Source organism: Streptomyces sp. NPDC001970 (assembly GCF_053594115.1).
Window position 1 is genome coordinate 180,856 of the sequence record NZ_JBSFDW010000005.1, and the last position, 11,971, is coordinate 192,826.

The following is an 11,971-nucleotide window of genomic DNA, read 5'->3' on the forward strand; positions in this document are numbered from 1 at the left end:
GCACTGACAGATGTTGCTGAGCCTGCCACTGCACTACGAGCAGACGACACCCAGGGTGGAATGCCTCGGAAAAGGTCATGAACCCTGGGATCCCGAGCTGCCGAGCCTCCCAGCACGGAGCGGGTCCAAGAGGAAACCGGGATCAGCCGACGCACTGCTCACTGGTGTGGGGCATCGCGTCGGCGTGCACCCGCAGTTCGTCCCGACACCGTCCGGCGCGGCGGGCCGCACGGCGCAGGGCCGCGTCTGCGAGCGTGCCTCAGCTTCTCGTTCAACGTCCGCCCTGCTGAAGGGCCCGGCAGCAGGGCGGAGGGTGCTCAGATCCAGTTGCCCCAGCCGAAGGTGGCGATGTAGGCCCGTCGGACGGCGTCCCAGCCGCGGCCACTGCCGATGCGAATCACTGCCAGGGCGAGAACGAACCAGGCCGGGAACGCACCACCGACGATCAAGGTCCATCGAGCGCCGGCGAAGCCGGCAACGACGACCAAGGCGATGACCGTCACGCCCAGGCCGATGTGGGCGGCGGGGAGATCTGAGCGGAGTGCCTCGCGCACAGACTGGCGGTCTGCACGGATATCCCGCGTGTACGCCTCAGAGGCCGAACCGTTGCCGTTCTTTCGCTCAGCGCCGTGTCCCATGGGTAGCCCCCGTTGTAGATCCACGTACAGGTCCAGCCGCACCACGAGCAGCCCATGAGGGCCTCGATCACGACTCACGTCGGCTGTTCGCCTGGGTGTGGTGGCCGTCTTGTGGTGGGCGGGGCGGTTGAACGCTTCGCCGGTGGCGAGGACCCGGCCGACGTCACGCCCGGCGGCCGGGCGATACAGCAGTGCGGAGACATGGACGTCCACCTGGTCGACGGTTCCCTCACCGAGACCACCGGACGCACCCCGACCATCGGGCAGCGGCGCCGGTGGACACCCGAGAAGGGCGCCTGAGCCGGGCTGATGCCCGTCAGACGCCCTTCTCGGTACGCACCGGAGCAGCGAGATCAGACCAGCGGTGCCGGGTAGGTCGGGTACTCCACCCCGGAGACGTGCTGGACGACGCGGATGACCTGGCAGGAGTAGCCGAACTCGTTGTCGTACCAGAGGTAGAGGATCGCGTTGTCGCCGTCGACCTTGGTGGCGCCTGCGTCGACGATCGAGGCGTGGCGCGAACCGATGAAGTCGCTCGAGACCGCGTCGGGGGCGGTGGTGAAGTCGATCTGGCGCTTGAGCGGCGAGGTCAGCGACACGTTGCGGAGGTGGTCGAGGACCTCCTCGCGGGTGGTCTCGCGCCCGAGCCGCAGGCTGAGGATCGCGATCGAGACGTCCGGCACCGGGACACGGATCGAGCTGCCGGTGATCGGCGCCTTGAGGTCGGGCAGCGCCTTGGCGACGGCGGACGCGGCACCGGTCTCGGTGATGACCATGTTGAGCGGCGCCGAACGGCCGCGGCGGTCGGAGCTGTGGTAGTTGTCCAGCAGGTTCTGGTCGTTGGTGAACGAGTGGACGGTCTCCACGTGGCCCCGCAGGACGCCGTACTCGTCCGCCATCGCCTTCAGCGGCGGGACGATCGCGTTGGTGGTGCAGGAGGCACAGGACAGGATCTGCTCGTCCGGCTTGATCATGTCGTGGTTGACGCCGTGGACGATGTTCGGGACGTCGCCCTTGCCCGGCGCGGTCAGGACGACCTTGTCGATGCCCGGGCGCAGGTGCTTCGACAGCCCCGCGCGGTCGCGCCACTTGCCGGTGTTGTCGATGAGGATGGCGTCCTTGATGCCGTACGCCGTGTAGTCGATCTCCGTCGGGTCGCCGGCGTAGATCACCTTGATCTCGTTGCCGTTGGCGATGATCGTGCCGTTCGCCTCGTCCACGGTGATCGTGCCCTGGAACTGGCCGTGTATGGAGTCACGGCGCAGAAGCGAGGCGCGCTTGACGATGTCCTGGTCGCCGCCCCGGCGGACGACGATGGCGCGCAGGCGCAGGCCGTTGCCGGAGCCGGCCTTCTCGATGAGCAGGCGGGCGACGAGGCGGCCGATGCGGCCGAACCCGTAGAGGACGACGTCGCGCGGCTCGCGGCACTCGATCTTGTTGGCACCCGTGGCGCCGGCGACGGCCCCGGCGGTGAACTCCTCCACCGAGAGACCGCGGTCGTCGGCCTTGTACGTGGCGGCGAGCATGCCGATGTCGATCTGGGAAGGGCCGAGATCGAGCGTGGTGAGTGCTTGCAGGAACGGCAGCGTCTCGGTGACCGAGAGTTCCTCACCGGCGATCTGCCGGGCGAATCGGTGGGTCTTGAGGATGCTGACCACCGACTTGTTCACCAAGGAGCGGCTGTGAAGCAGGACCGTGACGTCCCGCTCCCTGTGCAGCTTCCCGATGATCGGGATCATCGACTCCGCGATCTCCTCGCGGTTCTTCCAATTGGTGAACGAGTCGTCATTGACAGTCACAGGTTTATCTTTCGAGCTAGGCGGCGCTCACATGCTAACCCGCCGCCACTTTGATCATTCAAACGGTGCCACCTGAGCGGGATGCCGCAGCCGGCCCGCGGCCGGACCAGGGCAGGAAATCGCCGCAGCACGGGACTCGCATGTCCGACTTTGTAGGGTTTCAGCCAGACCTGATCACCAGCATCAGGGCCGAGCAGGGCGCACGGCTGCGGCCCCTGGCAGAGGGAGCCCGACAGACCGAGCAGGCCATCGACGCGCTCAACCGTCGCTTCGGCTCCGCCGCCCTGACCGGCCCGGCCTCAACGGGCACCCGGCGACGCCGACGCCCGCCCCGCGCCTCCTCCAGCGCACGCTCGTGCACAGCGACACGGCTGCTGCCTCTGCAGGTCCTCGCCGAACCGCCGGGACTCTACGTTCCGGAGTCGTCGAACCGGGAGTCCAGAACCGTGTCGAGTTCCACGGCCCATTCCTTGAGGACCGTTCGGGACGGCGCTTCGACATCGTTCCGGAACCAGCGCCGGTCCGAAACGTAGACCGTGACACCGAACCGCCGCCCGAACCGCGGGGTGTCGACCTCCACCGCACCGATCTCGTCCCAGCCGAACTCGGCCGCCTCTGCGTCCAGTCGGAAGGTGACACCCCTGCGGTCGGCGACGATGGCGCCCCGCCGATCCGACACCTCGAAAGCGGGCCCGTCGTCGTCACCGTCGACCGGATCCACCCGCGTCTGCGCGCCGGAGGACTCCTCGACCGGGGCGGCATCGACCGACGTGGCCGCGCCGCTCCCCTCCGGCGCCGCGTCGTCCGCCCGACTCGACACCTCGGGACGCGAGGACACAAGTCCGGGAATGTACGCCGGATCGAGACCGGCGGCCGACACCGGCCGGATGCTGGTACCTGTGTTTGTGCCTGCCTGTTCCTGATCCACGGGGAGGAGTATGGCCGACGAAGCTGTGCGAGACCCAGCGGGGGCGCGCACAGCACACGCAACCACCGGCGTGGTCGATACGGTGAGTTGCACCGCCGTGCCACCCATGGATCGCAGAGTCGCCCATCGGGCCGCTGCCGATCCGCGGCCGCCGCAACTCCGCCAGGAACGGCGGGAGATCGAGGTCATGCGGCAGAGCGAGGACGGCGTGCGGCTGCCCTGCGGCGCGCCGCAGGGCGAGGCAGATCCTGGTGGAGGACCACCGTCGCATCGCGCTCGCGCCCTGGAGGGCCGCATCGCAGCCGAACAACCGCAGAGCGCATTGACTCGTCCGGGCGAGACCGGGGGGAGCCTGCTGATGGCAATGGTCGAGTCCCGGCACAAGAGGCCGGAGGACGTCCGCTGCTGCTTCGGACCATCCCCGAAGGCCATCGCCGACGCGGAGTTACTGCTCGCGGTGCCTGCCCGTTCGGAGGCGCGCTGGCCGTCTGCTCAGTGTGGGCCGCCCAGGGCCTGTCGGGCGGCGTGGAGGCAGGCGGTGATGGCGGGGTCTCCTGAGCGGTGGCCCGAGTGAGCGTCAGGGATGATGCGTTCCATGCGGGGAGCCGGCCTCAGGCCGGCGACGCCTGCCTGGTCCTGGGCGATGCCGGCGGGCAAGAAAGCCACGCCGGCACCGGTGGCGACGAGTGCGGCCAGAATGTCGATGGCCTTCGAATTCCCAGCGCCGCAGCGGGGTGGCGTTGCTGACGAGCAGCCGCTGGTCGCCTGCGGCTCGGGAAAGCCGGCCGACGGAGGCGCACCTCCCCCACCTCACTCTTCGTCTTGCCGCGTCCGGAACACGAAGGGGCCGCAGTCCGCGGGGCGTGATGCCGTGCGAATGGCGACGCACGTGCCGGTCAGCACACGAGATGAAGGGTGAAGGCGCCGCCCGACGCGGAGATGCTGGCGATATGGGCGTAGCCGCGAGCGGTGGCGTACGCGCCGGTGCCTCCGGTGACGGCGACCTCGAAGTCGCTGGGCGGGGCGCCGGTGGGAACGGTGTGCAGATGTTGCCACGTCACCTGCCCTCGGGGAAGGCTGAAGGTGCCCGTGCAGTGAGTGGTCCCCGCTGCCACTCGGGTGCACACCGCACCCTCGGTGCCATAACTGACACCGTTGCGGAAGAGGTTTGCGGTGATGATGATCTGATCGCCGATCCCGGGCCCGGGTGTCCCGTTGTCGACCATCGTGGTTCCCGTGCTCGTGGACGTCAGGCTGATGACCCTGGCGCGCTTACTGTTCTCGTCCCCATCCAGGGTGTACGGATCCTTTGATGCAGATGCAGAACTCGCGACAGCCGCCAGCGAGACGGCCGTTACTGCCACCACGCCCCACTTCGAAACAGAAAACATACTTCCTCGCCCATGCAATAGTTTCTCGGGGTCAACTCCAGGGATTATGATTATGTGATCGCGGGTCAATTCTCAAACCCAGCAAGGAGGTCTGGTTCATCCATCCGGATGTGCTTCAGACCCGCTGCGTTGATCCAAGCGAAATTGCATAGGTTTGCATGTCGCCATTCCGTACAGATCGCCACGGACCTTGATCGACGCAGGGTCGATTCCGAGCCGGATCGGCCTCATGGCCTCCCCGTTCCGCCGTCTTCCCCGGTGCTCCCGATAAACGCCCGGGAAGCGGGTAACCGCACTGATGGAACCGAACGGGCGTCGGAGGCCTGCTGTGGAATTCAACGACTGGCTGCTGACTCCCGGTGAACGCGGTAATCCGGCGACGCGACTGGACAGCCGCCGTCAGGACCGGACGGCCTGGTCCTGTGGCAACCACGTGCGGCCACTGGTCCACGGCGCGACGTACTTCCCGGAGCTCCTCGATGCGATCCGCTCGCAGCGCGCCGGAGACCTGCTGCTCTTCACCGACTGGCGTGGCGACCCCGACGAGCGGCTCGCGGGTCCCGGCACCGCAACAGGCACCGTGCTGGCCCGGGCGGCCGAGCGCGGCGTGATCGTCAAAGGCCTGATGTGGCGATCCCATCTGGACCGCCTCCAGTTCAGCGAGACCGAGAACCGCCACCTCGAGGAGGACATCGAGGCTGCGGGCGGCGAGTGCCTGCTCGACACACGCGTGCGCCCCGGCGGCTCGCACCACCAGAAGTTCGTCGTGCTCCGGCATCCCGGTCGCCCCGAGCGCGACATCGCGTTCGTCGGGGGAACCGACCTCTGCCGCAACCGCAACGACGACGTCTCCCACCGCGGCGACCCACAGTCACTCCCGATCGCCGCCGCGTACGGACCGCACCCGCCGTGGCACGACATCCAGCTCGCGATACGCGGGCCGGCGGTCGGCGACATCGAGGCGTGCTTCCGCGAACGCTGGGACGATCCCGCCCCGCTCACCCGCAGTCCGCTCACCCGCCTGCGTGAGCTCGTCCACCGGGAGGACACGGACGCGGACCCGCTGCCGCCCCAGCTTCCCGACCCCGCGCCGTGCGGCCGGCACACCGTCCAGGTGCTGCGTACCTATCCCAACCGTCTGCTGCGTGGCCACGCCTTCGCTCCGGACGGCGAGCGCAGCGTCGCGCGCGGATATCTCAAGGCCCTGCGGCGGGCTCGGGCGCTCATCTACCTGGAGGACCAGTACCTGTGGTCGCCGCTGGTGGTCGAGTGTTTCGCCGACGCACTGAGCGCCAACTCCGACCTGCGCCTGATCGCGGTCGTTCCCTCCGTTCCCGAGCAGGACGGCAGGCTCACCCTGCCCATGAACCTGGTCGGACGGATCACTGCTCTGGACGAGCTGCGCCGCGCGGGAGGTGGCCGCGTCGCCGTGTACGGGGTCGAGAACCACGCCGGAACACCGGTGTACGTCCACGCCAAGGTGTGCGTGATCGACGACGTATGGGCCTCGGTCGGATCCGACAACATCAACCTCCGCTCGTGGACCCACGACTCGGAAATCGACTGCACCGTCCTGGACGAGACCGCGGACGCGCGTGAGCCGTGCGACCCGGGCCGGCTCGGCGACGGCGCCCGCCGCTACGCAAGGAACCTGCGACTGGAACTCTCGCGTGAGCACCTGGACCGCGAGCAGCCCGAGAACCGGGACGCGCCGGACGACCTCTGCGATCCCGTGGCCGCCTTCGACAGCTTCGCGGCGGCGGCCGGCGCACTGGACGGATGGCACGCCGGCGGTCGCTCCGGTGCGCGGCCGCCCGGGCGCCTTCGTACCTATCGCCCGCCCGACCTCTCACGTGCGGCGATGACGCTCTCCAGGCCGTTGTACCGCCTCTTCATCGACCCGGACGGCAGACCTCGGAGGCTGCGGCGTGGCAACGCGTACTGAGACGGTCGGAACGGAGCCGACCGGGCTGACGCCCACGAGATGCGGGCCCGCACGGACAGGTCCGGCGCGCTCGTGGGCTCGTGGGCTCCTGGGCTCGTCGCGGACGATCCGACGAACGTAGAAGTCCGCGAAGACCACCTGGATGTGCCGGGACCGGTCAGGGCCGAGGCCAGGGGTGTCCGTCGAGGCGCTCGATGTCACGGTTGAAGCGCTCGAGGTAGGCGGCGAAGTCGGCCACGTCCTCGGGGTTCCAGTCGGCGAGCACCGTCGCGATGCCGTCGATGTGCTCGGCGCGGTCGGCGTCGAGGCGGCTCTCACCCTCGGCGGTGATGCGGAACTTGCGGGCGATGCCGCCGTCGGGGTCGGGGATGCGCTCGACGACCCCCGCGCGCAGCATGGCCGCGGTCTGGCGGTTGAGGGTGGAGGTGTCCAGGCCGAAGGCGTCGCTGAGCTGCCCGATGGACATCGGACCGTCCATCTGAATACGGGTGAGCAACACATAGGCGCTGCGGTCGAGTCGCCCGCCGGCCTTCCGCGTGCGCGGGTTGAACAGAAACGCGTGCCGCCCGAGGAGCATGGTCTCGAACTCGATCAGGTGAGTGGGTTTGTCCATGCGGGTCCTCCCCTGGTCGGGACTCCTGTGCGGGTGGGGTGTCCCCGTCAGGTGTACCACACGAAGTGTGTATGATGCACAGTCTATGCATCGTACATAGCGCATGTACGATGCACATTCAGTGCTGGAGTGTGGTGCGCATCGGACCGTTGCGCGGTGCACCGCCATCCGGTCCGAACGAGCAAGGGAGAACCATGGACGGCTCCGAGCCCGACCCCCGCCCCGGCCGCATCGTCGGTGTCCTCGCACTGGCGGGCATCGTGGCCGCACTCATGCAGACCCTGGTGGTGCCCCTGATCGGCGATCTGCCGAACCTGCTGGACACCACCGCTTCGAACGCCTCTTGGGTGATCACCGCCACGCTCCTTTCGGCGGCGGTGGCGACTCCCGTCGCCGGGCGGCTCGGCGACATGTACGGCAAGCGACGCATGCTCCTCGTCTCGGCGGCACCGCTCGTCGGGGGCTCGGTGGTCTGCGCGCTGGCCACATCCGTGACCCCGATGGTCGTCGGGCGCGGTCTGCAGGGCCTGGGCATGGGCGTGGTCCCCCTGGGCGTCAGCCTCCTGCGCGACGTGCTGCCGCCGGAGCGGCTGGGGTCCTCGATCGCCCTGATGAGCGCGTCCATGGGGGTGGGCGGCGCGCTCGGCCTGCCGTTCTCCGCGGCGGTCGCCGAGAACACCAGCTGGCGCGTGCTGTTCTGGGTCGCGGCAGCCCTGAGCACCCTCGTCGGTGTGCTGATCTGGTTCTCGGTTCCCGCGGGCCGGGTGAGCACCGCCTCCGGCCGTTTCGACGCGCCGGGAGCCCTCGGCCTCGGGGCCGGCCTCGTCGCCCTGCTGCTGGCCGTGTCCAAGGGCGCCACTTGGGGCTGGGGAAGCGGTACCACCGTCGGCCTGTTCGTCGCCGCGGTCCTCGTGCTGCTGGCCTGGGGACGGTGGGAACTGCGTACCCGCGAGCCGCTGGTGGACCTGCGTGTCACCGCCCGCCCGCAGGTGCTCATGACCAACGCGGCCTCGGTCCTCGTCGGTTTCGCGATGTACGCCCAGTCACTGGTCGTCCCTCAGCTGATGCAGCTGCCCGCGGCCACCGGCTACGGGCTCGGCCAGTCGATGATGGCCATGGGGCTGTGGATGGCCCCGGCGGGGCTGATGATGATGGCCCTGGCGCCGCTGGGCGCGAAGCTCTCCGACGCGCGCGGCCCCAAGGACACGCTGGCCGTCGGAAGTCTGGTCATCGCCATCGGCTATGCGTCCTCGCTGGTGCTCCTCGGTTCGACCTGGGGCCTGCTCGCCGTCACCATCATCTGCAACGCGGGCGTCGGCCTGGCGTACGGCGCGATGCCCGCCCTCATCATGGGCGCGGTGCCGCAGAACGAGACCGCCTCGGCCAACAGCTTCAACACACTGATGCGTTCGATAGGCAGCTCCGTGTCGGCCGCCGTGATCGGTGTGATCCTCGCCCAGATGACGACCGGCTTCGGCGGGCACCTCCTTCCGTCGGAGAACGGGTTCCGCGTCGCCATGCTGATCGGCTGCGGCGTCGGCCTCGCGGCCGCGGTCGTCGCGTTCCTCATTCCCGTACGGGCGGCGGCCGCCCCCGCCGAGAGCACCCCCCGGATCGACGCCGGATCGCTCCCGGCGTCCGAAGCGAAGGTGTGACCCGCTCGCTGCCGGACCACGTCACCCGAAATCGCACGCGGCACGACCCTCCCGCCGCCCCATCCCATGCACATGGCAGAAAAGAGGACCTCGTCATGACCGTCGACGACTTCGCCGACCGCATCGTCACCGGAGCCGGCTCCGGCATCGGCATCGGCAGGGCCACCGCCCTCGCGTTCGCCGAGCGCGGGGCGAGGACAGTCGTCGCCGACCTGAACGCGGACGGAGCCGCCCAGGTCACCGCCGACATCGAGGGGGTCGGAGGCACGGCGGTCGCGGTCGTCGGCGACCTCAGTGAAAAGGCCGTCGTGGACGAGGTCGTCGCCACCGCGCTCAAGGCGTTCGGCGGCATCGACGTCCTGGTCAACAACGCCGGGATCATGGACAGCATGTCGGCCGTGGCCGATGTGACGGACACGGAGTGGGAACGGCTGATCCGGATCAATCTGACCGCCCCGTTCCTGCTGACCCGCGCCGCCCTTGCCCGCATGCTCGAAGCCGGCCGGGGCGCCATCGTGTTCACCGCCTCCGAGGCGTCGCTGCGCGGTTCGGCCGCCGGTGCCGCCTACACCGCGGCCAAGCACGGCATCGCGGGCCTGACCAAGTCGCTTGCCATCACGTACCGCAACCACGGCATCCGCGCCAACGCGATCGCCCCCGGCGGCACCCTCACCAACATCCAGGGGACCGCCGACCGGGCTGCCCTGGGCCCCCAGGCACTCGGCCCGTACATGGGCAACGTCGGACAGCCCGCCGCCCCGGTGACGCAGGCCGCCGCCATCGTCTTCCTCGCCTCCTACGCCGCAGCCAACATCAGCGGAGTCGTCCTCCCCGTCGACAACGGCTGGTCCGCGGTCTGACCCCTGGTCAGACCCACATACTCGACGGGCCCTTGAAGGGTAGTGCCCTGTGAGTGGCGCCTCGAGGCAGAGCAGCAGGGCGGAGTTCGCGAGCGGTCCGTGTCTGGGGCGCGAGGCGTGGAGTGCGGTTGGTCATGAGGTGACGCCGATCCAGGGCCGGCGGGTCGGAAGGCGGAGGATGTGGCGGCGCCACTTGGTGATGAGTTGGGCGGCGGTGAGAGCGGCCGCAGTCGGCCGGCGTCCCAGTCGAAGCGGTTACGTGCTCGTCACCCTTGGTGACAGGCTCATCGGCCCCGTCGCTGCAGCGTTCCTCCCGCATATCCCGGTTTGGAGCACCGATCCTGCGGCATCGCAGGAACCCGCCTCGGAGGCGCCGTCCGTGAGGCGGTTTCGACCGGGGCGCCGGAGAATGAGACTGTCGGCCTCGCAGTCGGCCCATGAGCTGTCTCGGGGTTGTCGGGTCCGGGGCCGTCGGCCATGCAGCCTCTGACCCTTGAGAACTGGGTCTTGCGAGCGGGCGGGCGGTTGAGCGATGAGTACGGATGAGCCGGCGTACGAGGTCGGCGACAGCGCCCCACCAAAGGGAGCGACTCGCGGTCCCGGTCCGCGGGTATGTGCAGATCCGGCGCCGCCCCAGGTAGCTGAGGCGTCCGCCCCGCAGGACGAAGACGTGGCCATCCGGCACGTGGCCGCACGCTTGAAGACCGCCTACCCCTCGATCGACCCGGCGATCATGGACGCAGTCGTCGCGACGGCCTACGGCACGTTCGAGCAGGCGAAGATCAGGACTTACATCCCGATTCTGGTCACCCGCCGGGTCCGGAGCATGCTCAGTGCCGTCGGCCGTGAAGGTGCCACCGACGCTACGGCGACCGCAGGCGGCTCGGCCGTCTCACTGCCGACGACACGAGGGACGGCGGAGCAGTCGACGGGGAGCATGGCGCACTTCCCCCTGCGCAGCCGATGGAGGCCCGTGAGGCTCCGGCCGGCGCACACGTCGGATGTGGGCCCTGACCGTGGTGAGCGCACATGACCGTGTGGCACCCGGCGTGACAGGAATGAGGCGGGTCGTCATGACGGACTCCAGGGCCGAACGCATCGCGAATCTCATCGAGCCACTGCGGGTGAAGCCGGGATCGCGGGTGAACCTGGGCAAGGACTTCGATCCCCGCTACAAGGCCGGCCTGAAGAAGAAGCACGGTGCAGAGCTGCTGCACACGGGTGTGCAGCTGCTCGCCGAGTACCAGGAGCGTCTGGCCGCCCAGGACACATACGGAGTGCTCCTCTGTCTGCAGGCGCTCGATGCCGGAGGAAAGGACGGGACGATCCGGCATGTCATGAGCGGAGTGAACCCGCAAGGTGTCAAGGTCAGCAGCTTCAAACAGCCCTCCGCCGAAGAGCTCGACCACGACTACCTGTGGCGGTACGCAGCCAGCCTGCCCGCACGCGGCGACATCGCGATCTTCAACCGTTCGCACTACGAGGAGGTTCTCGTGGTGCGGGTGCACCCGGAGTTCCTCGATCGGCAGCGGCTGCCGGAGCATGTGCGAAGGGCGGATGTCTGGGACCGCCGCTACCGGGAAATCAACGACTGGGAGCGCTACCTGACCGACAACGGGTTCAAGGTGGTGAAGGTCTTCCTGAACCTTTCCAAGGAAGAGCAGCGCATCCGTTTCATGAAGCGGCTCGACCTGCCGGAGAAGAACTGGAAGTTCTCCGCCGCCGATGTCCGGGAGCGCCGGCGGTGGGACGACTACCAGCGCGCGTTCTCCCAGATGCTCTCGGCGACCAGTACGCCGTGGGCGCCCTGGTACGTCGTGCCGGCGGACCGGAAGTGGTTCGCGCGCATCTGCACGGCAGCGGTCCTGGCGCACACGCTGATGGACATCGACCCCCACTACCCCGCGGTCGGCGAGGAGGCGCGCAAGGACCTCCAGGCCGCCAGGCAAGAGCTCGAGGCCGAGGCCCCTGGGGGCGCGCCGGCCGATCCGTACGCGGCCAGGCATCCGATCCCCGAAACCGGCGGCGAACAGCACCGAACCGGCCGTACCGCGAAGCGGAAGCATTCGTAGGGGCGCGAACCACGAAGGGCAAGCGGACCTGGGACCCGTCGGGACGTGGCCGACCGGATCCGGATCGGAG

10 protein-coding genes are annotated in these 11,971 nt (G+C 69.0%); 5 read left to right on the forward strand and 5 right to left on the reverse strand.

Translation table 11 applies throughout. The features are described from left to right. Positions 1–317: 317 nt before the first annotated feature. The 4 genes from ACWCP0_RS09025 to ACWCP0_RS09040 all read right to left on the reverse strand — a co-directional run bounded on the left by ACWCP0_RS09025 (position 318) and on the right by ACWCP0_RS09040 (position 4,591). Positions 318–851 (reverse strand): hypothetical protein, encoded by a 534-nt coding sequence (locus tag ACWCP0_RS09025; RefSeq protein WP_451078185.1) that lies wholly within the window; start codon positions 849–851, stop codon positions 318–320. A 140-nt stretch (positions 852–991) separates the two neighbouring features. Continuing rightward, positions 992–2,437 (reverse strand): glyceraldehyde-3-phosphate dehydrogenase, encoded by a 1,446-nt coding sequence (locus tag ACWCP0_RS09030; protein WP_451078186.1) that lies wholly within the window; start codon positions 2,435–2,437, stop codon positions 992–994. Between the two features lie 409 nt (positions 2,438–2,846). Then, positions 2,847–3,365: a hypothetical protein gene (locus ACWCP0_RS09035; protein WP_451078187.1), complete on the reverse strand. Its 519-nt coding sequence runs from the start codon at positions 3,363–3,365 to the stop codon at positions 2,847–2,849. A gap of 896 nt (positions 3,366–4,261) precedes the next feature. Then, positions 4,262–4,591 carry a hypothetical protein gene (locus ACWCP0_RS09040; RefSeq protein WP_451078188.1) on the reverse strand — a complete coding sequence of 110 codons (330 nt, stop codon included), beginning with the start codon at positions 4,589–4,591 and terminating at the stop codon, positions 4,262–4,264. 493 nt (positions 4,592–5,084) lie between these two features. Between ACWCP0_RS09040 and ACWCP0_RS09045 the strand changes: the two genes are divergently transcribed. Next, entirely contained in the window at positions 5,085–6,701 is a 1,617-nt protein-coding gene (locus ACWCP0_RS09045; protein ID WP_451078189.1) for a phospholipase D family protein, read from the forward strand. 157 nt (positions 6,702–6,858) lie between these two features. On the opposite strand, the gene ACWCP0_RS09050 is transcribed toward ACWCP0_RS09045, so the two are convergent. Beyond that, positions 6,859–7,314 (reverse strand): MarR family winged helix-turn-helix transcriptional regulator, encoded by a 456-nt coding sequence (locus ACWCP0_RS09050; RefSeq protein WP_451078190.1) that lies wholly within the window; start codon positions 7,312–7,314, stop codon positions 6,859–6,861. Positions 7,315–7,508: 194 nt separating this feature from the next. Here ACWCP0_RS09050 and ACWCP0_RS09055 point away from each other — a divergent pair, with 194 nt between their 5' ends. The 4 genes from ACWCP0_RS09055 (at position 7,509) to ACWCP0_RS09070 (ending at position 11,901) form a co-directional block, all read left to right on the forward strand. After that, on the forward strand, positions 7,509–8,969 hold the full coding sequence (locus ACWCP0_RS09055) for an MFS transporter (protein ID WP_451078191.1): 1,461 nt from the start codon (positions 7,509–7,511) through the stop codon (positions 8,967–8,969). Between the two features lie 95 nt (positions 8,970–9,064). Further along, complete coding sequence (locus ACWCP0_RS09060) at positions 9,065–9,829, forward strand: SDR family NAD(P)-dependent oxidoreductase (RefSeq protein ID WP_451078192.1); 765 nt, start codon at positions 9,065–9,067, stop codon at positions 9,827–9,829. Positions 9,830–10,361: 532 nt separating this feature from the next. After that, entirely contained in the window at positions 10,362–10,862 is a 501-nt protein-coding gene (locus tag ACWCP0_RS09065; RefSeq protein ID WP_451078193.1) for a three-helix bundle dimerization domain-containing protein, read from the forward strand. Between the two features lie 40 nt (positions 10,863–10,902). Continuing rightward, entirely contained in the window at positions 10,903–11,901 is a 999-nt protein-coding gene (locus ACWCP0_RS09070) for a polyphosphate kinase 2 family protein (protein ID WP_451078194.1), read from the forward strand. Positions 11,902–11,971: the final 70 nt, after the last annotated feature.

Coding starts and splice junctions, on each gene's coding strand:
- ACWCP0_RS09040 (WP_451078188.1), bottom strand. CDS start 4,591: ATGGTCGACAACGGGACACCCGGGCCCGGGATCGGCGATCAGATCATC.
- ACWCP0_RS09050 (WP_451078190.1), bottom strand. CDS start 7,314: ATGGACAAACCCACTCACCTGATCGAGTTCGAGACCATGCTCCTCGGG.
- ACWCP0_RS09055 (WP_451078191.1), top strand. CDS start 7,509: ATGGACGGCTCCGAGCCCGACCCCCGCCCCGGCCGCATCGTCGGTGTC.
- ACWCP0_RS09060 (WP_451078192.1), top strand. CDS start 9,065: ATGACCGTCGACGACTTCGCCGACCGCATCGTCACCGGAGCCGGCTCC.
- ACWCP0_RS09065 (WP_451078193.1), top strand. CDS start 10,362: ATGAGTACGGATGAGCCGGCGTACGAGGTCGGCGACAGCGCCCCACCA.
- ACWCP0_RS09070 (WP_451078194.1), top strand. CDS start 10,903: ATGACGGACTCCAGGGCCGAACGCATCGCGAATCTCATCGAGCCACTG.